The sequence below is a fragment of the Acinetobacter haemolyticus genome (assembly GCF_900406815.1).
GTDB lineage: Bacteria > Pseudomonadota > Gammaproteobacteria > Pseudomonadales > Moraxellaceae > Acinetobacter > Acinetobacter haemolyticus_A.
Window position 1 is genome coordinate 76,201 of record NZ_OVCN01000005.1, and the last position, 23,488, is coordinate 99,688.

Here is a 23,488-nt window from a genome sequence, read left to right on the forward strand (position 1 = left end):
GTCATGAGTCACAGCTCATGGCTTTTTTTATTGGGTTTGATTTATTCTAACCAATGAAAATACAAAAACACCTACAAATACACTGCTAATTTACCTAACCAGACTTGCAATAAGTGATCACTATTTATTAAATAAATAGAAAATAACGATAATTTAAACGATATGGATATTATTAAAACAATCCGCAAAGTCTCTATACTTGCAGAACTGGATGATGCGGCACTGCACCGCATAGCAAGCCATTGTACTATTCAATATTTACATACAGGACAGTTACTTTATCAAGCACATGATCCAGCAGATTATGTATATATTATTGTTTATGGTCGCCTCAAACTCACTTCCACAACAGGATTGTTAACTTACTTAGGCCACCACGAAATCATTGGAGAAATGGGTGTCATTTCCAGACATCCCCATCACGGTACAGTACACGCGGTAAGGAATACAGCTTTGCTGGCAATACCTCAGCAGCAATTTACCGATTTTATCTATAACCATCCAACTGTACTATTAGCACTGTCCCGATTAATCATTGCCCGTTCTCAGCCAGAGTTACAACATACTCATGCGATGAGTCATAACCGTACGTTATCAATCGTTCCCGTTGCATCACAGATCCCAGCAATTCATCTTGCTGAAAAATTAACTGAGCATCTGCAACGTTGGCCCCATGTTCGTCTTATTACAGCAGCACATGTAGATGCATTATTTGGCAGTGGCTTTAGCCAAACCCCATTAGATTACAGCGCTGATGATTTAAAATTACGTTTATGGTTAGCCAGTTTGGAAGAAAAGCATTGCTATGTGTTATATGCCGCCCACAGTCATTCTGATGAGTGGGCAAAACGTTGTTTACATCAAGCAGATCGTATTTTAATTCTAGCTGAAGCGAATTTAGTTCCCATACACAGCCCCTTAGTAGATGTATTAAATCAATATGAGTGGCAAAGCCCAATTGAATTGGTTTTATTGCGTTCTGAGGGCGATCCTTCTCCCCATACATTGGAATGGAAACGGCTTTATCGTGCCCGTGCTCATTATTTTATCCACCCTTGGGCACGAGCGGATATCAGTGCTGTAGCTCGACAGATTTCAAGCCAAGGACTCGGTCTGGTTCTAGGTGGAGGTGGAGCTCGTGGCTTTGCTCATATTGGTCTCATACGCGCATTGGAACAACTGCATATCCCCATTGATATCGTCGGTGGAACGAGTATGGGCGCCTTTGTAGCAGCCTTAGTGGCGTGCGGTTTTGATAGTGTTGAAATGACCCATATTGCTTATGAAACCTTTGTCGCACGCAATTATCTCAATGATTACACCATGCCAAGAGTGTCGTTAATACGCGGTCAAAGGTTCCATAGTCGGTTACAGGCTATTTTTGGGCAACGTCGTATCGAAGAACTCAGACAAAGTTATTATTGTATTTCAACCAATTTGTCTACAGGGCAAGCCGTCATCCATGATCAAGGAGAACTTGCAACGTGGGTGGGCACAAGTATGAGCGTTCCAGGTGTCGCTCCCCCTGTCGCATGGCATGAAAATTTACTATGCGATGGTGGTGTGATCAACAATCTACCAACCGATGTAATGCAAAACCTCGAAAGAGGAACAATTATCGCAAGTAATGTCAGTTTAATTGATGATATTCGAGTTCCAGGAATTGGTTTAGAAGAACCTGATCAAAGTGCCTTACTGAACTGGAATAAGATCATCAAAGATAAGCTTCTACCCGCGCCTAAACTCGCTGAGATTTTGATGCGTACCGCAACCCTTGCAAGCGATACCATGATTCAAACAGCTGCGATTGAACGTGCTCATTTACATATTCGTATGCCCATCGAGGGCATAGGGATGTTTGATTGGAATAAACTCGATGAACTGGTGGAACGAGGATACCAACATGCGATAGAAACGCTGCTCCCGATTCGAGACACACTTCCCCATGCTTAAATGTTATTTACTCTAGGTGCTTGTATCTGATAGTGATCCATCAACTGATCTAAATATTGATAAGTTTCTAGATCCAACTCCTGCATATAGGTATCTAAAATCTTTTGGCACTGATGCTGTTTTACAATCGGCATTCGCCGTATAACATCAAAGGTCACATCCCACTGGGAGCGAACCAAAGAGGCATATGCAATATGTTGAAGAACCTCCTCATCAATCTGTGCGATTGCCTTCGCTACTGCTTCTCTTGCAGCATCTTGCATATAATTTACAACAACCAACATATCTGGCCATAAATCACAATGATCTGCCGCAGCCACAATACTTTGAATAATTTCAATTTGTCTTAATGCAGGTAGATTGGCAACATAACGTTGTGCTTGATCAGATAAACATGCCACCACAGGTAACATATCTTCCCATAATTGATCTTCTTGCGCCGCCTGAATGATTGCATTAATAACCTTTTCCCCTTGTTGTACCGCGAGATCCCCCAAATCACGTTTTAACTCATAACCAATATGACTCATCAACGCCAATAACTTGGGCCAAACCAACCGTTGTGCAGGATCACAAATAATCAAAAGTGCTTTCTCAATTCGTACTTTGGGTAATACATGAACAAGATGATCTATGCGCTCTCTAGATTCAATATAAAATGCAATCTCAAGCAGATCACTTTCTTGCTCAATCATCTGAGCAACATCTTGAACAACATCATCTGATAACATCCCAACAAAACGCCCCATGGTGACAAAATCACGCTGTTGCAACAGAATATTGGCAATGTCCTTAATTTGATGTGTCGTAAAATAGACCAACAACTCTCTCGCCAATCTCGGATCTAAATACACTGAAATAGCAGCAAGCGTATCTGCAGGTAGATGCTTCGCAATCTGATATAAATTTTCCGTCGATAAATGTACTGCGATTTGTGCCACAATCAGAGGATCTAAAAATCTTTTTACCAAGAAAACACTAAATCGATTGGGTAACCAACTCACCCACGATGCCAAATAACGAAAACGTGTTTTTTGTTGATCTTGCAGCAACTCAATAATTGCAAAACGAAATTGTCTTAAACTCTCTGGTGCAAGTGACTGTAAAAAATCCAATTGTTGCTCTGATACTTTCATGATATGAGCAAGCTTTATAATTTCTGCATGTACAGCTAATCGAGTCATATACATCACCGATTGTCATTTCTGGATCGAAACAAGGCTCGAAGAAAAAAAGGCATTTGAAACAAGTGCTGATTGATTTTTCGATTTTCATCTTCAATGGTTTGCTGTAATTGCTGATTGAGCCAAGCAAGATGCTGCTCAGATAATTGTGAAAAATCTTGAAAGCTCATCACAGGACGCCTAAGTTGCTGTGCAAGCTGCTCTAAGGCTACTGTTTGTTCTTTTGTTGGTTCTTTGCTCATCATCCATTCTTCCGTGTTATTGTTGTTTTATCTATTCAGTGTAAGCTGAATTAAAAAATATTGGTAACTTTGCAAAAAATAAAAACATTGAGCCCATCATCATATTTTTTCATTTTTATAGAACGATTCATTCTATAAAAAGTTCTCTTTTTCAGAGCAACTTTAGCTATAATCAAATTACATCGCTTCAGGGCGGGGTGAAATTCCCCACCGGTGGTAAGTTGGGCATTAAACATGAATGACCTAACCAGCCCACGAGCTGGTATATATGTTTATATACTTGCAGATTTGGTGAGATGCCAAAGCCGACGGTATAGTCCGGATGAAAGAAGACGAAACCACCGAAACAATCTTTTGGTTTGTTTTGGTATGCGCTTATTTTTACATCAGTCCTGAAATGTTCAACCGTAGCTTATTTACGAGAGCGTTTCATTATGTCGAGTTTAATTCAACCCGAACTTTTCTTTTCAGCCCTTTCCCCAGCTGAACAACGTATTCAACAAGCTTTAGAAGACATTCGCCAAGGCAAACCCGTGTTGGTGATGGATGATTTTGACCGTGAAAATGAGGCCGATTTAATTATTGCTGCTGAAACTTTAACAGTCGAAGTTATGGCGCAAATGATTCGTGATGGTTCAGGTATTGTCTGTTTATGCCTAACAGAAGCATTGGCTGATCATTTAGCTCTTCCGCCTATGGTCGTGGATAACTCAAGTCAATTCAAAACTGCATTTACGGTAACAATTGAAGCCGCTCAAGGTGTAACCACAGGTGTCTCGGCCAAAGATCGCGTGACGACTGTTTTCGCCGCGACTCAAGACGGTGCTGTAGCAAGTGACCTCAGTCGCCCAGGACATGTATTTCCATTACGCGCACGTGATGGTGGTGTACTCACTCGTCGAGGTCATACTGAGGGAACGATTGACCTCGCCCGTTTAGCAGGCTTAAAACCTTCAGGTGTGTTGTGCGAATTAACCAATCCAGACGGCTCAATGGCCTCTGGTATTCAAGTTCTTGCTTATGCACAAACCCATGGTCTGACGGTGATCAGTATTGAAGAATTAGTCCAATACCGCTTAAAACATAATGTTTAATTAATAAAAGCCTCGATCATTCGAGGCTTTTTGATCAATATAGTTATGAAACCTTTCGCTCAATATTTAATTGATCAACCACCTCAATCAATTGGCCAAATTCAGAAATATATGCAACAGGTTGTACCTGAGCTAACTCTTGCGTTGTTCCATAACCATAATTCACAGCAATAGTTTCGATCCCGTTTGCGCGTGCACCAATGACATCATATTGACGATCTCCCACCATAATGCAGTGCTGAGCATTCAACTGCTCTTGCTCAAGAATATAAGCAATTAAATCTGCTTTATTGGTACGTTCCCCTGTTAACTCACTACCATACATTTCAGTAAAATACTGATCTAACTGGAAATGAGCCAAAATTTGCTTTGCATAAACTGTGGGCTTCGCTGTTGCAAGAAATAATTGATACTCCTGTGTTTGTAGCTGCCGTAAAGTCCCTTCCACTGTTGGATAGACTTCATTTTCAAATAAGCCTGTCACTGAAAAACGCTCGCGGTAAGCAGCTAAAGCTTGTTCGGCCAAATCATCATCTTGAGTATCTAATAATTTTGCTAATGAGGCTTTCAGAGGTGGACCAATCGTCCAATCTAAATCAACTTCATCCGCCAAAGGTTGATTGAGCTTTTCTAACGCATAACGAATCGAACCATGAATTCCTGTTTTAGGATCGGTTAATGTCCCATCTAAATCAATCAGTATATTTTTGATCGTCATTCGTTCAATCTCTTAAAGCCTTACACAACATAGTCGAGAGTTTCTCGAAACTTCCCTATACTAACGTAAATGAAAACATAAAAGGAAATTGCAGTGCGTCCGACCGTACTTTGTTTTTCAGGTTTAGATCCATCAGGCGGTGCAGGTCTACAGGCAGATATTGAAGCGATTGGACAAAGTGGTGCACATGCTGCAATTGCTTGTACTGCTTTAACCATTCAAAACTCACAGCAAGTATTTGGTTTTGAAGCAACCTCAAAAGAACTATTATTGGCTCAAGCAGATGCTGTGGTCGGTGATTTACCGATTAAGTGCGTAAAATCAGGTATGTTAGGCACAACCGATAATATTGCTGCATTAGCTGAGTTTTTACGTGCACACCCAGAGTATTTATATGTACTAGATCCTGTTCTCGTTGCCAATAGCGGTGGTTCACTGGGCGATCAAGCGACTTTGGTAAAAGCATTTGTTGAGTTAATTCCCCTAGCAACAGTCATTACCCCCAATACAGTTGAACTCAGAGCATTGACAGGAGTTGATGACATCGAGCAAGCCACACAAACATTATTTGAAATGGGTGCAAAAGCAGTCCTTGTTAAAGGTGGGCATGAAGATACCCCTGATCATATCCGTAATGTACTCTATGCTGATGGGAAAATGATTGCTGAAAGTCAATGCCCTCGCCTAGATGGTGAATATCATGGCTCGGGTTGCTCTTTGGCAAGTTTTATTGCAGGGCGCTTAGCCCTCGGTGATTCACTAAAAATCGCCGTACAACATGCAGAAACATGGCTATTCGGCGTATTAAAACACGCTGAAACACCAGTACCCCATGGGCAAAAAATTCCAAAGCGGTTTTAAACCGCTTTGCTTAAAGCTCATTAAATACTTTTTGATCTTAGTTTCACCGAAGGCTTTGAATCAATTTAAATTTTATATGAAAATATGTCATTCATTGATGAGCACTTATGCAAAATATTCATCAATTCAAACACACGAATAAAATATAATAATTATCATTTTAATTTTCATCATAATCCTCATGCTGAAGCGCCGCATCTTACCTAGTTTGTTACCCCTGAGTTGTGCTATGACTGTATTTGGGAACGACCAAATCAGTACCCTACCCACCCTTACTTTTCAGGCATCCTCTGAGAATGCAGAGCATGAATATAAAGTGACCTCTGCAAGTGCGGCAATGCGTACTCACACCTTACTGAAGGACACTCCTCAAGCCGTTACTGTAATTAATAAAGCGATACTTGAAGATATTCAAGCAACTCGCTTATCTGAAGCACTCGATGTAGCAGGACTGGGACGAGCAAATAACTTTGGTGGACAAGGTCTCACCACCTTCACCTCTCGTGGTTTTACCAGTGGTGAATATTATCGAAATGGCTTCCCGATCAATCGCGGTTATCCTAATGCACCTGATAGCTCAACTATCGAGCGTGTAGAAGTTTTAAGAGGTGCATCATCGAGTTTATATGGCCGTGGTGATCCAGGAGGGACATTTAATGTCGTTAGTAAGACACCTCAACCCGATCGGAAAACAACATTTGGGGTCAGTATTGATAACGAAGGACTTTATCGCAGTAACATCGATACCACTGGTTCTTTCACGGGAGACGATCGTATCACTTACCGTTTGAACTTAATGGGTGAAAATGGGGATACTTATCGCGAGCATGTGGACTCAAAACGATGGAACATCGCACCCGTAATTCAATGGACACCATCAGATCAAACAAAAGTTATCTTAGAGGCGGACTTTTTAAGAAATCAACATGCACTTGATCGAGGCTTTACCCGCTATGATGGTCAACAAAAACAATCCTTTAATCCAAAAGACTATTGGTGGGAATCAGGGAAAAATCGAAACCGTTTATATAACGATAATGATATGTTCCAACTACGGGTCGAACATCATCTCAATGACACATGGACGTTGAATGTAGGCACTCAATATTTAGATGGAAATTTACATGGCTATGCCGTTGAAGCGAATGGGATAAAAGCTGATAGTCATGGTGAGATCATTACTCGAAATTATAATTGGCGAAATTTGGACTGGAATGATAAAAATATCCAAGCAAGTTTAGTTGGCGAGTTTGATTTATTTAATCTAAAACATACGTTAATCACTGGACTAGAGTTTGAAGATTATGATTATCGCTCGTACATCATCCGTTCTACTGCCCCATTTGACTTAAATATCCATCATCCCTACCGTACACAACCATTACCCGCATTAGAGAACGTCACGACACATGATCATGAGCAGCTCACCAGCAAAGCGTTCTATATCCAAGATCAAATTCGTTTTACAGACCGACTTAATACCGTGATTGGCCTACGTTTTGAACAATACCAACATGATTATACGAATTTTATGAATAACACTTCATGGTCAACCAAACACAATACGCTAATTCCTCGTGTTGGCTTAACATATGATTTAAATGAACAACTTACTGTCTATAGTAATATTAGCAAATCATTTAAACCCAACTCTGGTGCCGATCGAAACAATCAAGGCTTTGATCCAGAAGAAGGTATTTCATATGAAATCGGATCTAAACTCGCATTGTTTGATGACAAGCTTTCCTTTGAAAATGCTCTATATTATGTAAAAAAAGACAATGTTCTCACCTTAGATCCACTCGATAGCACTAAAAGCGTTGCTGCAGGTGAGGTCACCAGCAAAGGTTTTGAGCTCAGTCTCGTTGGTAACCTTACCCCTGAATGGAAAATCATTGGTAATTATGCCTATACAGATGCGGCAGTGAGCAAGGACAATAGCTTAGCGAAAGGAACCCGCCTCGCGAATATTCCTAAAGATTCATTCAATTTCTTGACAATGTATGAGTTCCACTCAGAACCGCTGGAAGGTTTAGCAATAGGACTAAATCAGCGCTATATAGGAAATCGAAAAGGACAAACAGCAAGTAACACCTATACTATGGGTGCCTATGCCACTACAGACTTTATTTCTTATTACAATCTCTCATCTGATATACGTTTAAGTTTCGATATCAAAAACATCTTTAATAAGAGATATGATGATAGCGCATTCAACCGTTATGTTTATCCTGGCCAGCCTCGTACTGCCAAACTTGGCGTCACCTATTCATTTTAAATCGCATTTCAGCAAATATTTCTAGAATCAGAATAAACAAAAGGCGCATTCAGCGCCTTTTTCACATTCACAGATTATTGTGGGATACGTAATACTTGACCTGGGAAAATATCATCTGCATTTTTCAATAAAGGTCGATTTGCTTCAAAAATTTTATTGTATTGGTTTGGATCACCGTAATACTCTTTAGAAATCTTTGACAGATTGTCTCCTGATTTCACTGTATAGAATTTGCTCTCTGGCTCAGCGGTTTCAACTGTCATTTGATCATCAACCTGCGCTACATGATCGATATTGCCTACCGCAAGAATAATCTTTTCTTTATCAGCCTGACTCTTTACCTGCCCTTTGATCACAGCAGTGTCAGATGTACCGTTATATGTCACAGATAGGCCTTCTACCCCTAAACCCAAACTCTTAATCAAACCTAATAATTTATTTGCAATCTCTTGAGCTGATGGTTCAGCTGGTGTTGCTGGTGCAGCTTGTGGTTCTGCTGGTGCTGTATTTTTCTTACCAATACCTTTTACAAAATCAAATAGACCCATTTTTATTTCCTCTGTAATTATTTATGAAGATTGGCCTCAATCGACCCAATTTCTAGTTATACCTAAAAAATAAATGCTACAGGTTTCAATTTAAAGCGGTCTTGTAAATAAATGTACAATGATCTGCAGCAACAATTTTAATTTTTGATTCAAAAATGAAAAAGCCACCTTGCGGTGGCTTTTCAATCATGCAATATGATTAACCAAGTTTCTTGGTTACATAATCAATTGCTGATTGAACCGTAGTGATTTCATTTGAATCTTCATCAGGAATCGTGATGTCGAAATCATTTTCAAAAGACATTACAAGTTCAACCAAATCTAAAGAGTCAGCACCCAAATCATCCATGAAAGATGCTTCGTTCTTAATCTCTTCAGCACGCATACCTAATTGTTCAGCTACTGCTTGTTTGATGCGTTGTTCGATATCGCTCACAGGAATTCTCCTCATTGCTTGTGGCGTTTTAATTTGCCACTAGTTTAATTGAATATTAAAATTTTTAAAAGTTTATACATCGCCAGTTAGGCCATGTATAAACCACCATTTACGTGTAAAACTGTACCAGTAATGTAACTCGCCTTATCGCTGGCAAGGAAACTAACTGCATTTGCAATATCTTGAGGCTCACCTAAACGATTTAAAGCGACTTGATCAGTCATTTTTTTACGAATCTCTTCGCTTAACTGATCCGTCATTTCAGTCGCAATGAAGCCTGGCGCAACACTGTTCACTGTAATCTGACGGCTGCCCATCTCTTTCGCTAAGCTACGACTGAATGCTTCAATCCCTGCTTTTGCTGCTGAGTAGTTTGCTTGGCCCGGATTGGCAAAATGCGCTACAACAGAACTGATGTTAATAATGCGCCCAAAGCGTGCTTTGGTCATGCCTTTCAATACGCGCTTGGATAAGCGGTAAACGGCTTTCAGATGGATATTCAGAATATCATCCCAATCGTCTTCAGACATACGCAATAACAAGTTATCTTTGGTAATGCCCGCATTGTTTACCAACACAAGAACTGAACCATATTTCTGTTCAATGTCTGAAACAAGTGCATCAATTGCTTCGCCGTTACGGACATCAAGTACAGCACCTGTGCCATGCTCAGCAAAGCTTTCTGTCAGTTTTTCCGCGCCTGATTCAGAGGTCGCGGTTCCAACCACAAAAAAACCGTCTTGAATGAGTTGCTGTGCAATAGCAGCGCCAATACCTCGGCTTGCTCCTGTCACTAACGCAACTTTTCGTTGTTGTGTCATGCAATTTTTCCTTCTGCCACTAACACTGCGTTTAGGGCATCTTCCATACGTGCTTTGCTATCAATGGCAAATGCTTTCTCTATGTTCGGTAATCGCTTTGCAAGATTACTTAGTACAGTACCAGGACCACATTCGACCACATACTGAATACCTTGATCTTGTAGATGTTGCATCGTTTTCGTCCATTGTACTGATTCGTACAATTGAGCCGTTAAAGCCTGACGTAATTGAGCCACATCTGTTGCGATTTCCGCGTTGACATTTTGTATTACAGGAAGGCGTGGTAGCTCAATGGCAGTTTGTTCCAAAGCTGCAGCAAACTTTTCTGCGGCTGGCTTCATTAATGAACAATGCGATGGTACAGATACTGGTAGCGCAATCGCTTTACCAGATTGTTCTTTCGCTTCAGCCATCACTTGTTGAACCAATGCAGCACTACCTGCAATCACAACTTGACCTTGCGCATTATAATTTGCGGCTTCTACTGAACCTTGACCCGTCGCAGAGGCTTGTTGGCAAAGTTCAACAACTTTGTCGTCCGCCAAACCGAGAATTGCAGCCATTGCGCCCTCACCCTGAGGAACGGCACTCTGCATTAATTTGCCCCGTAGATGAACCAGTTTTACCGCATCGGCCAATGTCATCGCTTCCGCAGCAACCAACGCGCTATATTCCCCTAAAGAGTGTCCTGCCAAGTATTTCGGTGTAATACCACCTAACTCTAACCATACACGCCATAAGGCAATACTGGCAGTCAATAACACAGGTTGAGTATTTTCAGTTTGATCTAAGCCTTCACCACTTTGAGCAATGTGCCAAAGATCAAAACCGAGTGCGTCAGATGCCTCAGCAAAAGTCTCTTGAACAACACTGAATTGCTCTGCAAGTTCAGCAAGCATACCTACTTTTTGTGAACCTTGACCTGGAAAAACAAATGCGGTTTTAGTTGCTTGAGCTGCCTGCTCAAGTCGTTTAGTCGACATATAAAAATCCTTAAATTAGTCTATCGCCAATTTGATCAACACCCATAATTCTACATGAGAATAGCAATAGACTCTTTAGCGATGCGGCAATTTAACATTGATTTAATCTTTTTATAATTGCGAAAAACAACAAAAAAGGGAGCTTTCGCTCCCATTTTTTCTATACTTTAAGCTAACGCTTAATGCATATGATTCAATTATTCAGCATCAGCTGCTTTAGCGAATAATTGACGACCACGGTAAATACCATCTTTAGTCACGTGGTGACGACGGTGAGTTTCACCAGTAGTTTGGTCTACAGATAATGCATTCTCGGTTAAAGCGTCATGTGAACGGCGCATGTCACGGCGAGAGCGACTTTTACGGTTTTGCTGAACGGCCATGATGGCTCCTTACAAAGATCGAAAAAATGGATCAGAACAAATTCAGTTGTCTTAACTCAACATTATAACATAAATTATGAGTTAAGTTTACCCTTCAAACCTGCCAAAACATCAAACGGATTATCCCGTTTTTCTTCGACAACGTCCTGAATGGTAGGTCGATGTTTATGCTCACAAGCATCGTGCTTAGGAGATAAAGGCACCAACAATAACAGTTCATCTTCTAGCAATGCGAGTAAATCAATCGAAGCAGGTGTATCAAAATCACCTTTTTTCGAAAATTCACTTTCACCTAAAACGATGAAATCAGCATCCTCATCCAAGCGCTCTATCAGTGACTCATCATCGATTAAAGCCAAATGGAAATCTGAAACAAGTTCAGTTTCAACAGTATCCAAACAACGTTGGCATTCCATTGGAACTTTTGTATCAATATGTCCATCCAACCATACAATGCGATGATAGGCATCCATTGATAGCTTACAGTCTATGTTGATCAATTGATCATTAATTGATCCAACAGCTTCACGGGCGATACGAGCAAAGCGAGACAATGGCAGTGTTCCTGACCATGTAAAGCCCTGTTCAGCCCATTTAAACGGCTCAATCTGTGCCGGAAAGGTATTTGCTGACATAATTAAGGCGGCAATTCTACAAATTCATCGGTACTCTGTCAAAGATTAAGATACAATTTTGCACTTCTTTAGACAGAACTCGGGGTAAATTAAGCAATGCACCTGTTGCAGCCGCAACTTGAAGTAACAACTTCATTACTTGTTAGCACCCATTCAACCACTGCTCCTGTTTTAACACCAGATCAAGTGCAACGTTCATCTTGGCAAAAGTTAACAACAGAACCAGAACAGGTCGATTGGCTTATTTTACACTTTAATCACTGGTTTTCCCACCATAATGTCACACTAGTTAAAGGTGATTTTGAACCAGAATATTTCCCCGCGGAAAATGGACAACCTGCAAGAATCCAATTTGCGCATGGTTTTTTTAATAGTGCCCTGCATGAAATTAGTCATTGGAGCATATCTGGTGCGCAACGTCGTCTATTACCTGATTTGGGTTATTGGTATGCGCCCGACGGTCGAAGTGCAGAGCAACAAGCGTTGTTTGAACAAGTTGAAATCAAACCACAAGCGATTGAATGGTTATTTGCCACTGCCTTCGGTCGAAAGTTCCGAGTGTCTTTAGACAATTTAACGGGTGACAGCGGTAACGGACAACATTTTAAAGACAATGTATTCTCTCAGATTCAACGTTACTTTTCTGGTGAAGCGAAATTGCCAGATGATGCAGCTCATTTTATTCATTACATCTGTCTATGTACGCGTAATGGCTTAGCGTTACAACGCGATGAATTTAAACGTGAACAGCTTGATTGAATGACAAAATTATCACATCTGAGACTTGCATCCTCCCCTCCACACGTTTCATACTAAATTCAGCCATAAAGATCAGGGAGTTATAATAATGTTGCATTTACACATTCATCCTGAAAATCCTCAGGCTCGCTTAATCACTCAAGCTGTAGATCGGATTCGTGCTGGTGATGTCGTGGTTTATCCAACGGATGCAGCCTATGCAATTGGTTGTCAGATTGGTAATAAAAATGCGATGGAACGAATTGCCCAAATTCGTGGTTTAGGCCCAAAACATCAGTATGCCATCATGTGCTGTGATTTATCAGATATTGCAACTTATGCCAAAGTTGATAATGCGATGTATCGATTACTTAAAAATAATACGCCTGCTGTCACTACCTTTATTTTGCCCGCGACCAGTGAAGTACCAAAACGTTTAATGCATCCAAAGAAAAAAACCATTGGTCTACGTATTCCAAGTAATCCAGTTGCTCAGGCTCTGTTGAAAGAATTAGGTGAGCCTTTACTGACCAGTACTTTGATTCTTCCAGATCAAACGGATCCACTTGACGATCCTTATGATATTGAAAATCAGCTCGGTAAACGTATTGATGTTTTTATCGATAGTGGTTTCGGTACTTTATCCATGACCAGTATTGTCGATTTGTCAGGTGAAAATCCTGAAATTATTCGTCGCGGCGTTGGTGATGTCAGTGCTTTTGAATAGTGTTGTATAAAATGGATTTATTTCAAGTTTTACTCAACATAAATGATTTTCAAGATGATGAAACCATTTATGTTGTTGAACCTTGGACCTTGGAATCAGAAACGAAAGTTCTAAAAGAGCCAGATATAGGACTTATCCAAATCAAAAGTGATCATTTAATTTTTGAATACTTTCTAGAGGTTTTCCTTGCAAAAGAAATATTGAAAAATCTCGAACACCGAAATCCGTGTATGCGTGATCAATGTCAAAGCGTTATCGAATATGCGATTCACGATGCTTAAGTTCTTAAGTTAATTCATAAAATCAGTTAACCGACGTTTCTGAAAACCTTGTACATCAAAATTTTCTGGGCTTAGCCATTGTTGATAAGCTTGTTCTAAATCAGACCATTCTTCATCAATGATTGAAAACCATGCAGTATTTCTATTACGTCCTTTGACGATCCTATCCTGACGGAATAAGCCTTCAAATTGGAAACCAAAACGTAATGCTGCAGCTTTTGAAGGCTTATTACAATCATCACATTTCCACTCAACTCGTCGAAAACCATGTTTAAAACAGTGTTGTAACAGTAAAAATATCGTTTCTGTTGAAGCTTTGGATTTTTTCATTTTATGCGAAAAATAGACATTACCAATCTCAATCGCACCATGTTCAAGCCGAGGATTAAGTAATGCAATCCAGCCTTGAACTTCTCCATTTACCTCAATAAGAAAATGGGTTGAGCCATAAAAACCAAATAAATCTTGTAAGGCTTCTTTTAATGCCATCTCACTTTTTGGTGCTGAATAAGGTAAATAAGTCCAACATGCTACATTGGGTTCAGAACTTACACACGCCCAAATTTGTGCTACAGCTAAATCTGTTATTGTCCCAGCAATAGAGACCAATTGAACATTTTGCCCAAAGATACTTTCTTTGACTGGTTGAATTGGTTTTAAATTCTCAATGTCTAAACCAGTGGTTTGACCAAGATCATTCTGTTGCGTTTTTAAATAGTTTTTCATCGTAATTTATTATGCTGTAAAAATATGACTTCAATCACTCATTTAACCATAAAACTTTTCTACATCGCATATGATTCAATATAAAACTTCAAAATACCCTGAGAAGATTAAGGTTTTTGTAAGCAAGTAATTTATTAAATCAAGCATTTCGATTAGAATAGCCAAGCTCTTCGTGGCGTGTGTCATCCCTTGAACACAAAAATGTTCCTTTCATGCTTTTGAAAATTCGCGTGGCTTATAACGGTAATGAATCAAATTCTTCCTTCTTCGTTGGAGTTAACTCCTTCCATTCGTGTGCTTGACGAGTGGCAAGAAGCCATACCTGAAGATTTGTATATACCACCTGCCGCATTTGAAATTTTATTGGAACAATTCGAAGGCCCTTTGGACTTCTTGATTTACCTCATTCAAAAAAATGGCTTCGATCTTTTACAGTTAGATATTTCTCCGATCGCAACTCAATATTTATCATATATGGATAGTATGAAATCGTTGAATATCGAACTGACTGCCGATTATATGGTGATGGCAGCATTACTTGCCGATTTAAAGTCTCGTTTACTGCTTCCCAAACCTGCCGCCGTCGATCCTTTTGAAAAAGATCCTAAACAAGAACTCATCGATCGTTTAGAAACATACCTACGCATTAAACAAGCCGCTGAAAAATTAGGACAAATGCCCATCTTTGAGCGGGATACATTTAGTACGAATGTAAATATTGGTCATATTGCTCCCATCTATGAGGGTTATGATGCTGATGCTTTAAGGGATGCGTTATTTTGTGTATTTAATCGCCCTGAGCCCATTACCCATATTGTTGCTCAAGAGCCTGTTTTGCTTGAGGAGCGGATTGCTTATATTGAAAGCCAATTGGCTTCTGGCGAAAGTTTAAGTTTCATCGCTCTCCTTAATCCCCAGCAAGGGCGTATGGGAATGGTCGTAACATTTATGGCGGTACTTGAATTGACTCGTCAACAAAAGATTCAGATTATTCATACAGGGATCGAGGCACCTCTGACAATTCAAGGAATTGCTGCATGAGTTTAGATCAATTTGATTCCAATGAAGGCATGTCGCTTGAAGACATTCATCATGATGTGCTATTGCAAATAGAAGCAATTTTATTCGCCAGTGACTCACCAGTTTCACTTGCACGTCTAAAAGAAGCCTTTCAAAACCAATATAATAAGCAACAGTTACGTCAGTTTTTGCAACAATTAGCGATGTTACAACATGGTCGTTCTATCGAATTGATCGAGACCGCTCAAGGTTTCCGTTTTCAGGTCCGTGCCAAGTATCGTAATATTATTGCGCAAGTTTGGCCTGAGCGCCCAACTAAATTATCGCCGTCGTTACTCGAAACCGTCGCTGTTATTGCGTATCATCAACCTGTAACACGTGCAGATATTGAGCAAATTCGTGGTGTATCGAATAACAGTCAAATTTTAAGAACACTGTTTGACTGGAACTGGATCAAAGAGTCTGGTTTCAGAAATTTACCTGGAAGACCTGCGTTGTTAGTGACGACGCCCCAATTTTTAAATGCATTTGGTCTAGCTTCGCTAGGTCAACTGCCTCCCCTGCAGAACGCCAAGGAAGCTTTCATGACACTCGACGCACAAGCGTCGAAGTCTTGAGAAGGTGAACTGTTGATCATTATGTCTAAGGTTGTGCTGTCATGAGTGAAAAATTACAAAAGGTTTTAGCGAGAGTTGGGCTTGGCTCACGTCGCTATATGGAGGAAGTCATTGCTGCTGGTCGTGTCAGTATCAATGGTCGTATTGCCCAAGTTGGCGAACGCATTGAGCCAGGCGATGAACTTCGTATTGATGGTCGTAAAGTACAATTCCAAGTAGAAGACGAAATTCGTCGTCGTGTTTTAATTTACTATAAACCAGAAGGTGAGATTTGCTCGCGTAATGATCCTGAAAAACGTCCAACTGTATTTGATCATTTACCTCAAATCGCCAATGACCGCTGGGTTATGGTGGGCCGCCTCGATATCAACAGTACAGGCTTATTACTCTTCACAAACGATGGTGAGCTTGCAAATCGCTTGATGCACCCGTCAAACGAAGTAGAACGTGAATATGCAGTACGCGTTATGGGTGAAGTGACACCTCAAATCCGTAATAACATGCTCAAGGGTGTTGAGCTTGAGGATGGTCCTGCGAAATTTGAATCCTTCTCTGAAATTGGTGGTGATGGAATTAACCGTTGGTACCAAGTTGTGGTTAAAGAAGGTCGTAACCGCGAAGTTCGTCGTATCTTTGAATCACAGAATTTAAAAGTGAGTCGTTTATTACGTACTCGTTATGGAACAGTGATTTTACCGCGTGAGTTACGTACAGGTCGCTGGATGGAACTCGACAAAATGGATATCGACAACTTAGCAAAATCTGTTGAGTTAAAACCACGCCAAGGTACTGGTTTATTTGGTATGGCTAAACGTCGTACTGAACGTATGGCAGACAAACCTATGGCTGCTCGTCGTGGTGGTTATTTACGTCAACAGCGTCGTGAGGATGAACAGCCAGAACAACGTCCAAACAACAATGGTGGCAACCATAGTAACAATGGTCGTAAAACGATTGGCTTTAATAAAGGCTTTAAGAAGTTTTAAAAATCCTAAAGAATCATCTAAGCTAACAAGTTCGCTTGTTAGCTTTTTTTATTTTATTTCCTTAATTACGATAGGAAGAACTATACTATTAACTTTATATCCCTTCGGTTTGTCATTGCAGGCATTTCCTGTCACCGTCGTTTTCACAACATAAGGCGAATACGGCATTACATTTAAATAACCCGTGTTATCTGATCCTGTACGACAATCTTCTGCATCAAGTTTTTCGTCATAGCGACCAGCATTAGAAGACTCCTGAACTTCAGTAATCAACTTGGCATTCCATTGGCTCAAATAAACTAAACTTTTAGTAGCTTCAACAGTTCCTTGTCCCGACCCAGCACTTTCGATTTCAACCAGTTCAATCGATTTACCTTTATACATCGTTGGATGAACTTTAAATGTATTCGATTGACCACCAAACTCTTTTAAAATTTTCGCTTGTTTGAGCTTTGGACGGGTCAGCACATAACCTGCCCAAAAGTTACGCCCAGCATTTTCAAAACTAACACCAGACAAATAAGCTTCTTCGCCTGAAATTAATTTTACTTTTTCCGTGTGATCAATCTGAATAGCTTGCTGAGGATTCGCATTTGAATTTTGTAGGTTTGTGATCCAACTAATGATGGTTTTATCTGATGGTACAGCAGCATAGGATGCTGAGACTGGAATCAAAAATCCAAATAAAATGGATAGAACTAATTTATTTTTCTTGTTCATTTTAAACCTTACTTTTTACTATCGAAAATCTCACATGAAATATGATACTCGGAAACGTCATCCACAACCTGCGTGAATTTTGCAATATATTGTTTCTGCGAAATAATAAAAACAATAACAGAAAGAGAACAGGTTTTGTGGATGACAATGCCTTTGCCTACTTTGGGCGAAACCAAAGTAGGGCGAACCTGAACGAAGTTGAAATATATTTCAACTGAAGCGCAAGACTCAGTGGTTTATCCCTAACTTTAGCTTGAACTCGGCGATACTCCATGAGGAGCCACTATTTTGATTCTAATTAAAATTTAAGTTAATTAAACTTTTCCAACTCTATCCATTCTGCATCAGGAAAATGCTTTGCCACATAAGCCTTTAAATAATCTGCTGTATCTTTAGAAATGAGGGGATCTTTCGATTCATCTTTTAAGTTATACACCAAAGCCTGCAAACTCAAACCACGATGTTTTAAAGCTTCTAAACTCAACAATGTGTGGTTAATGCTCCCCAAACGCCCAGAAGTCACCAAAATCACAGGAAATTGATGTTGAGCAATATAATCAATGGTCAATAAATCTGTGGTTAAAGGCACCATTAAACCGCCCGCACCCTCTAACAGCACCACCTCAAAACGCTGAGCAAGCTCTTTAGTTGCAGCTTCGATCTTGGCAAAATCTAACTCACGCCCATCTAAACGTGTAGCTAAATGTGGTGAAGCTGGATAAGTGAAAATTTCAGGCATGGTCAATTTTTCATGATCTTCCTGAAACCAGCCACTCCCCATAATTTCACGGTGTTTTTCGATGTCTTCAGACACATCGATATTCCCTGTTTGCACCAACTTTTGGGTGATAACACGCTGCCCTTGTTCGGTCCAAAGTTTGGCGAGATAACCTGTGGCATAAGTTTTACCAATTTCTGTATCAATACCGCTGACAAAATAAATTGCTGCACTCATGCTTTTCTCCGCGCAATCACGTAAATCGGATGATAAGTTAGGCGAAAACCTTGCTCATCTTGAAACTGTTGATAATCAAAATAGAACTGCTGTAAAGATTGCTTGGTCCAACGATGTGACTTTGCTGTTGCAGTCACCCCCGTCGCTTTTAGATGATGCAGCACTAATTTAGGATCATCAAAATATAGATGTTTTTGTTCTTCTTGTATAAACACAATCTCAAAGCCATTTTCTTCAAGTTTCTGTTTCAATACATCACTAGAATAATAACTTAAACCTTGCCCAGTCAGCTTTTTGATTTCAATTAAATTATTTTCACCAAATGTAGAGAAACTCAAATAGCCTTTCGGTTTTAACGCATCATGAATTCGTTGTAATAATGCAGGTAGATCAGTCATCCATTGCAAAGCTGAACTCGAAATCACCGCATCCAATTCTGATGGTAATTCAAGTTGCTCTATATCTCCGATCAACCAAGCTATATTATGAATCGTTGAAAAATGCTGATCAACATCCTCATAAAGATCATTTAAAAATAATTGATCAAACTGAAAATGAGTCTGAAATAAATGCGTTAAATTACCCGACCCACAACCGATCTCAAGTACAGAATCAAAAGTCTTTGGACAATACGCTTTCAGATATTCAAATAATTGTGCACTGATCTGCTTTTGCACTACAGCATGCTCAACGTAACTTTGCCCTGCTTTGGCAAAACGTTGAGCGACTAAAGCTTTATCGACACTCACAAACATTCCACCAATTTTTCTAATTCAGCTTTTTGAACCATAGACGTTAATGAGATACGTAGACGTGAACTATTTTGCGGTACTGTTGGCGGTCGCACTGGCATGGCATAAAAACCTTGTTGCTGAACATAACGTGCTTTTTCAATCGCTGCGTTATTTTCGCCGACAATAATTGGAATAATATGGCTACTCGATGGACTTGAAAAACCTTTTGCAATCACCGCCTGCTGTAAAAAATGACTGATCTCAGCCAAGTGCTGACGCTGCTGCTGCATATTTAAAACTTTATTAAAGATAAAGTCAGACCATGCCATCGAGATTGGTGGTAATGCTGTGCTGAAAATCAAAGGACGCATTTTATTAATAAGATAATCACGGATGATAGGATCACAAATAATATAACCGCCAATTGAAGCAATCGCTTTGCCAAAAGTCCCAACAAGGAAATCAATCTGATGCAATACGCCATATTGCTCAGCACAACCTAATCCTTGCTCACCTCTCACGCCGATGGCATGAGCTTCATCAACATATAGCATGGTTTTGACAAAACGTTGCTTTAACTGAGCTAAGGCAGCTAAATCCGTTTCATCACCATCCATACTAAAAATACTTTCAGTCACGACAATAATACGTTCAATATTTTCATCTTGTTGATACTTTTGTAATAACTGTTCCAAATGCTGCAAATCATTATGACGATAACGCACATATTGAGCATTCGATAGACGAATACCATCAATCATACTGGCATGAACCAGTTTATCCGCCAAAATTACGGTTTTGCTATCACATAAGGCAGGCAAAATACCGATATTCATATGATAGCCACTATTAAAGAGCAAGGCAGCTCGACCAAAAGCTTTGCTTAGGCTATTTTCAAACTGTTCATATTCTGCAAAATTACCTGTCAGTAAACGCGAAGAAGAAGAACTAAATAATGCGCGGTCGATTTGCAAAGTATCGAGAAATTCTTCTCTTAAACTTAAATTAGCAGCCAGACCTAGATAGTCATTGGATGCCAAATTCAACATGGTTCGATCTTGAATGGTGATCCATCGTCCCCGCTGTTGATTTGAAGTAAATTGACGAAAATTACCTTGCTGTTTAAGGTGGTCAAGCTGCTCAGCATAATGATCAAGCAAGGACATCGGCATTTGCTCCTTGCATATTTTTCACCACTTCACTCATCTGTTCTAATAAGTAATGTAGTTCCTCATCTGTGATCACATACGGCGGCATCACGTAGACCAATTTTCCAAATGGTCGTACCCAAATACCACGCTTCACAAACTGCTGCTGTAAGGTTTTCATGTCTACATTAGAGGTTAATTCAACCACACCAATCGCACCTAGAACACGTACATCAGCAACGTATTCAAGCTGTGCTAAACCACTTAGTTGCTCAACAAGAATCTTTTCAATACGTTGAATATTACTCTGCCAGTCTTGTTCAACCAATAATTGAGTACTTCTTAAAGCAACTGCACAAGCTAAAGGATTTGCCATAAAGGTTGGACCATGCATGAACACGCCAGCTTCGCCACAACTAATGGTTTCAGCCACTTGTTTAGTCGTTAATGTTGCAGACAAGGTCATATACCCCCCTGTTAAGCCCTTACCAATACACATGATATCGGGTTCAACTTGCGCATGTTCCCAAGCAAACATTTTACCTGTGCGCCCAAAGCCTGTTGCGATCTCATCAAAGATCAACAACAAATTGAATTGCTCACATAATTCTTTGGCTTGGCGCAAATACTCAGGATGATAAAAACGCATCCCTCCTGCACCTTGCACAATTGGTTCAATAATTAGTGCAGCAATACTGTGATGATGCTGTTCGATCTGGTGTTTGAGCTCTTGAATATCTTGTGGATTCCACTCACCATCAAAGCGACTTTGTGGCGCGGGTACAAAGATTCGATTCGGTAAACTTGAGCCAAAAATCTGGTGCATTCCCGTGACAGGATCACACACAGACATCGCATTCCAAGTATCACCATGATAACCAGAACGTGTAGTAATAAAATTGGTTTTCTTAGGTTGATTCAATGCAGCCCAATACTGCACTGCCATTTTTAAAGCCACTTCAACTGAAACTGAACCTGAGTCAGCATAGAAAATTTTATCTAAACTCGGAGGCGTAATTTTTAATAAGAGTTTACCCAGTTCAATCGCAGGTTCATGCGTCAAACCACCAAACATGATATGCGCCATGTTCTGTAATTGGTCTGCAACCGCCTGATTGAGTTCAGGATGGTTATAACCATGAATCGCACACCACCATGATGACATACCATCCACTAAAGTTCGCCCATCTTCTAATTCAATCGTTGCGCCATAGGCACGTTTGACTTTAAAAGTTGGTAATGGATTTAACATCGAAGTATAAGGATGCCATATATGTTCTAAATCAAATAAATCGGTCATCCGTTATTACTCCTCATCCTAAGCCAATTAAATTCATGGCAGTATCTACGATCATGGAGGCGGCATGGATGCCGCCTATTAAGCTGTGGTATCAAGGATGTACCATCAGCTTAACAAATGCCTTTCTTGCGAAGCTTTTCTTCTCATTTGGGCCAAACCAAAGTAAGTCTAGCTGAAAGCTTATCCTGAAATTAAATTAAAACTCAGCACGACTCCGCCCTAACAGATTTAAAATCCGTATGCATAATCTTAAACTTGTCAAAATCTAAAATATATTGCGAGAACTCTCAATTCAAGCAAGATTAAACCGTCATTTGAATAAAATCTTCAATTACTTGCACAGTCCTCTCCACCATAAAACATGGAAAACCATGAGAAGCACCTTCAATAGAAATAACAGATAGATTTTTTGCAGCTAAATTCTGGATATTTTGAGTAATTTGGTAAGGAACTAAAGCATCATGCTCTGCAAAGACGTGCAACTGCCTCCCCTGATAATTTTTATACAACTCAACCAAATTTAATTCTTCTAATAACTGTAAGCCCTGTATCAATAGCGCAATTGGTTGTGGCCGAATCAATTTTTGCATGGCTAAGAAATCTTTTTTAGCCGAACTTGTACTTTGACAGACCAATAAGCCAAAACGTTTTAATGTGCTAATCGCATCCTGTTCGAATGACTGTTTAAACTGAACAAAAGTTTCAACTGGCATGGCTGTCGTCCAATTAGTTTGAGCAACAAAACAAGGATTTGACGCTAAAGTGATTAAAATCTTTTGTTGAGAATATTGTTTTTCTATTTGATGGACTAATAAACTCGCCAATTGCCCACCAAGTGACCATCCCACAATTACATCAAATTTTTCTGCCAATTCCACTTGCTGTTGCAGAATTTGATTGTCTAGGCCATTAAAGATATTAATCCGTTCAACGATATGCCCTTTTTGCTCCAATCCCTCATGTAAAGGTTTTAATAATTCCGCACCACCACCCCATCCAGTGATAAGTAAAATTTTATACTTCAACTTATAACCCAATCATTCAAACTCAAAAAATTATATCTCTTTCTAATCAATATTTTCCAAATCTACCAATAGATTTGCAGGAATTACTCTCTCCCAATTTTGTTTGAACTGCTTATGAACCTTATCAATTTCAAAAGGGCTATTTCGTGCAACTTGCTGAGCAAGAGCAATGTCATACGCGCGCATATATGCGATTAAATAATTATTCCCGTCCAATTCTAAATGAAACCAAGATTCAATTGTTACACCTTCGGCTTGTAGAGTCTGAATAGCTTCATCTTTCCGTTGTTCAATTTCTTTTTTCCATGCTTCTACATTTACTAAACTATCTTGCTTTAATTTGATCAAAACTGCGCCAACGTCCATTTCTTTTCC

General features: G+C 39.8%; 27 protein-coding genes and 1 riboswitch. Of the genes, 10 read left to right on the forward strand and 17 right to left on the reverse strand.

Going from position 1 to position 23,488, the window contains the following annotated elements:
* The first annotated feature begins 162 nt into the window (after positions 1-162).
* Entirely contained in the window at positions 163-1,953 is a 1,791-nt protein-coding gene (locus DK207_RS04830; protein ID WP_109440199.1) for a patatin-like phospholipase family protein, read from the forward strand.
* On the opposite strand, the gene DK207_RS04835 is transcribed toward DK207_RS04830, so the two are convergent.
* Both DK207_RS04835 and DK207_RS04840 read right to left on the reverse strand, forming a co-directional pair.
* Positions 1,950-3,137: a hypothetical protein gene (locus tag DK207_RS04835; RefSeq protein ID WP_171293623.1), complete on the reverse strand. Its 1,188-nt coding sequence runs from the start codon at positions 3,135-3,137 to the stop codon at positions 1,950-1,952. The genes DK207_RS04830 and DK207_RS04835 overlap by 4 nt on opposite strands.
* Positions 3,138-3,142: 5 nt before the next feature.
* A complete protein-coding gene (locus DK207_RS04840; protein ID WP_005091467.1) occupies positions 3,143-3,382 on the reverse strand; it encodes a hypothetical protein in 240 nt (79 codons plus the stop codon).
* Positions 3,383-3,559: 177 nt separating this feature from the next.
* A riboswitch (FMN riboswitch) is annotated at positions 3,560-3,717 on the forward strand.
* Positions 3,718-3,813: 96 nt separating this feature from the next.
* On the opposite strand from DK207_RS04840, the gene ribB reads away from it, so the two are divergent.
* On the forward strand, positions 3,814-4,473 hold the full coding sequence (gene ribB / locus DK207_RS04845; protein ID WP_005081497.1) for a 3,4-dihydroxy-2-butanone-4-phosphate synthase: 660 nt from the start codon (positions 3,814-3,816) through the stop codon (positions 4,471-4,473).
* 43 nt (positions 4,474-4,516) lie between these two features.
* On the opposite strand, the gene DK207_RS04850 is transcribed toward ribB, so the two are convergent.
* Positions 4,517-5,191: an HAD-IA family hydrolase gene (locus DK207_RS04850; RefSeq protein ID WP_005081494.1), complete on the reverse strand. Its 675-nt coding sequence runs from the start codon at positions 5,189-5,191 to the stop codon at positions 4,517-4,519.
* A gap of 93 nt (positions 5,192-5,284) precedes the next feature.
* Between DK207_RS04850 and DK207_RS04855 the strand changes: the two genes are divergently transcribed.
* Positions 5,285-6,052: a hydroxymethylpyrimidine/phosphomethylpyrimidine kinase gene (locus tag DK207_RS04855; RefSeq protein WP_005081491.1), complete on the forward strand. Its 768-nt coding sequence runs from the start codon at positions 5,285-5,287 to the stop codon at positions 6,050-6,052.
* A 229-nt stretch (positions 6,053-6,281) separates the two neighbouring features.
* A complete protein-coding gene (locus DK207_RS04860) occupies positions 6,282-8,330 on the forward strand; it encodes a TonB-dependent siderophore receptor (protein ID WP_171293624.1) in 2,049 nt (682 codons plus the stop codon).
* A gap of 74 nt (positions 8,331-8,404) precedes the next feature.
* Here DK207_RS04860 and lysM read toward each other — a convergent pair whose 3' ends face one another.
* The 6 genes from lysM to DK207_RS04890 form a co-directional block, all read right to left on the reverse strand.
* Positions 8,405-8,878, reverse strand: a complete 474-nt coding sequence (gene lysM, locus DK207_RS04865; RefSeq protein WP_109440202.1) for a peptidoglycan-binding protein LysM — start codon at positions 8,876-8,878, stop codon at positions 8,405-8,407.
* Between the two features lie 199 nt (positions 8,879-9,077).
* Positions 9,078-9,314: an acyl carrier protein gene (gene acpP / locus DK207_RS04870; protein ID WP_004655272.1), complete on the reverse strand. Its 237-nt coding sequence runs from the start codon at positions 9,312-9,314 to the stop codon at positions 9,078-9,080.
* Positions 9,315-9,400: 86 nt separating this feature from the next.
* Positions 9,401-10,135, reverse strand: a complete 735-nt coding sequence (gene fabG / locus DK207_RS04875; protein WP_109440203.1) for a 3-oxoacyl-ACP reductase FabG — start codon at positions 10,133-10,135, stop codon at positions 9,401-9,403.
* Positions 10,132-11,118, reverse strand: coding sequence for an ACP S-malonyltransferase (gene fabD, locus DK207_RS04880; protein WP_109440204.1), 987 nt, complete (start codon positions 11,116-11,118; stop codon positions 10,132-10,134). The genes fabG and fabD overlap by 4 nt, the downstream gene beginning before the upstream one ends.
* A gap of 197 nt (positions 11,119-11,315) precedes the next feature.
* Positions 11,316-11,501, reverse strand: a complete 186-nt coding sequence (rpmF, locus tag DK207_RS04885) for a 50S ribosomal protein L32 (RefSeq protein WP_004638135.1) — start codon at positions 11,499-11,501, stop codon at positions 11,316-11,318.
* Between the two features lie 74 nt (positions 11,502-11,575).
* Complete coding sequence (locus tag DK207_RS04890) at positions 11,576-12,136, reverse strand: YceD family protein (RefSeq protein WP_017396105.1); 561 nt, start codon at positions 12,134-12,136, stop codon at positions 11,576-11,578.
* Positions 12,137-12,232: 96 nt separating this feature from the next.
* On the opposite strand from DK207_RS04890, the gene DK207_RS04895 reads away from it, so the two are divergent.
* From DK207_RS04895 to DK207_RS04905, 3 genes are all read left to right on the forward strand, one after another.
* Entirely contained in the window at positions 12,233-12,895 is a 663-nt protein-coding gene (locus DK207_RS04895; protein ID WP_109440205.1) for an elongation factor P hydroxylase, read from the forward strand.
* An 88-nt stretch (positions 12,896-12,983) separates the two neighbouring features.
* Positions 12,984-13,601: an L-threonylcarbamoyladenylate synthase gene (locus DK207_RS04900; protein ID WP_109440206.1), complete on the forward strand. Its 618-nt coding sequence runs from the start codon at positions 12,984-12,986 to the stop codon at positions 13,599-13,601.
* An 11-nt stretch (positions 13,602-13,612) separates the two neighbouring features.
* Positions 13,613-13,882 (forward strand): hypothetical protein, encoded by a 270-nt coding sequence (locus tag DK207_RS04905; RefSeq protein WP_109440207.1) that lies wholly within the window; start codon positions 13,613-13,615, stop codon positions 13,880-13,882.
* 9 nt (positions 13,883-13,891) lie between these two features.
* Here DK207_RS04905 and DK207_RS04910 read toward each other — a convergent pair whose 3' ends face one another.
* Positions 13,892-14,608, reverse strand: a complete 717-nt coding sequence (locus DK207_RS04910) for a GNAT family N-acetyltransferase (RefSeq protein WP_109440208.1) — start codon at positions 14,606-14,608, stop codon at positions 13,892-13,894.
* A 246-nt stretch (positions 14,609-14,854) separates the two neighbouring features.
* Here DK207_RS04910 and DK207_RS04915 point away from each other — a divergent pair, with 246 nt between their 5' ends.
* Genes DK207_RS04915 through rluB form a run of 3 tightly spaced genes read left to right on the forward strand, consistent with a single transcriptional unit; the run spans position 14,855 to position 17,231 of the window.
* Entirely contained in the window at positions 14,855-15,649 is a 795-nt protein-coding gene (locus tag DK207_RS04915) for a segregation and condensation protein A (protein ID WP_109440209.1), read from the forward strand.
* Positions 15,646-16,245 carry an SMC-Scp complex subunit ScpB gene (scpB, locus tag DK207_RS04920; protein WP_109440210.1) on the forward strand — a complete coding sequence of 200 codons (600 nt, stop codon included), beginning with the start codon at positions 15,646-15,648 and terminating at the stop codon, positions 16,243-16,245. The genes DK207_RS04915 and scpB overlap by 4 nt, the downstream gene beginning before the upstream one ends.
* Positions 16,246-16,286: 41 nt before the next feature.
* Positions 16,287-17,231, forward strand: coding sequence for a 23S rRNA pseudouridine(2605) synthase RluB (gene rluB, locus DK207_RS04925; protein WP_109440211.1), 945 nt, complete (start codon positions 16,287-16,289; stop codon positions 17,229-17,231).
* A gap of 48 nt (positions 17,232-17,279) precedes the next feature.
* Here the strand turns inward: rluB and DK207_RS04930 are convergent, their stop codons facing one another.
* From DK207_RS04930 to DK207_RS04960, 7 genes are all read right to left on the reverse strand, one after another.
* Positions 17,280-17,951: a hypothetical protein gene (locus tag DK207_RS04930; RefSeq protein ID WP_109440212.1), complete on the reverse strand. Its 672-nt coding sequence runs from the start codon at positions 17,949-17,951 to the stop codon at positions 17,280-17,282.
* Between the two features lie 310 nt (positions 17,952-18,261).
* On the reverse strand, positions 18,262-18,906 hold the full coding sequence (gene bioD, locus DK207_RS04935; protein ID WP_109440213.1) for a dethiobiotin synthase: 645 nt from the start codon (positions 18,904-18,906) through the stop codon (positions 18,262-18,264).
* Positions 18,903-19,661: a malonyl-ACP O-methyltransferase BioC gene (gene bioC, locus DK207_RS04940; RefSeq protein ID WP_109440214.1), complete on the reverse strand. Its 759-nt coding sequence runs from the start codon at positions 19,659-19,661 to the stop codon at positions 18,903-18,905. Before bioC ends, bioD begins: the two co-directional genes overlap by 4 nt.
* On the reverse strand, positions 19,652-20,806 hold the full coding sequence (locus DK207_RS04945) for an 8-amino-7-oxononanoate synthase (RefSeq protein ID WP_109440215.1): 1,155 nt from the start codon (positions 20,804-20,806) through the stop codon (positions 19,652-19,654). The genes bioC and DK207_RS04945 overlap by 10 nt, the downstream gene beginning before the upstream one ends.
* Positions 20,793-22,088, reverse strand: a complete 1,296-nt coding sequence (gene bioA / locus DK207_RS04950) for an adenosylmethionine--8-amino-7-oxononanoate transaminase (RefSeq protein ID WP_109440216.1) — start codon at positions 22,086-22,088, stop codon at positions 20,793-20,795. Before bioA ends, DK207_RS04945 begins: the two co-directional genes overlap by 14 nt.
* A gap of 302 nt (positions 22,089-22,390) precedes the next feature.
* Positions 22,391-23,125 carry a hydrolase gene (locus tag DK207_RS04955; RefSeq protein ID WP_109440217.1) on the reverse strand — a complete coding sequence of 245 codons (735 nt, stop codon included), beginning with the start codon at positions 23,123-23,125 and terminating at the stop codon, positions 22,391-22,393.
* A gap of 30 nt (positions 23,126-23,155) precedes the next feature.
* Positions 23,156-23,479 (reverse strand): DUF6176 family protein, encoded by a 324-nt coding sequence (locus tag DK207_RS04960; protein ID WP_109440218.1) that lies wholly within the window; start codon positions 23,477-23,479, stop codon positions 23,156-23,158.
* Positions 23,480-23,488: the final 9 nt, after the last annotated feature.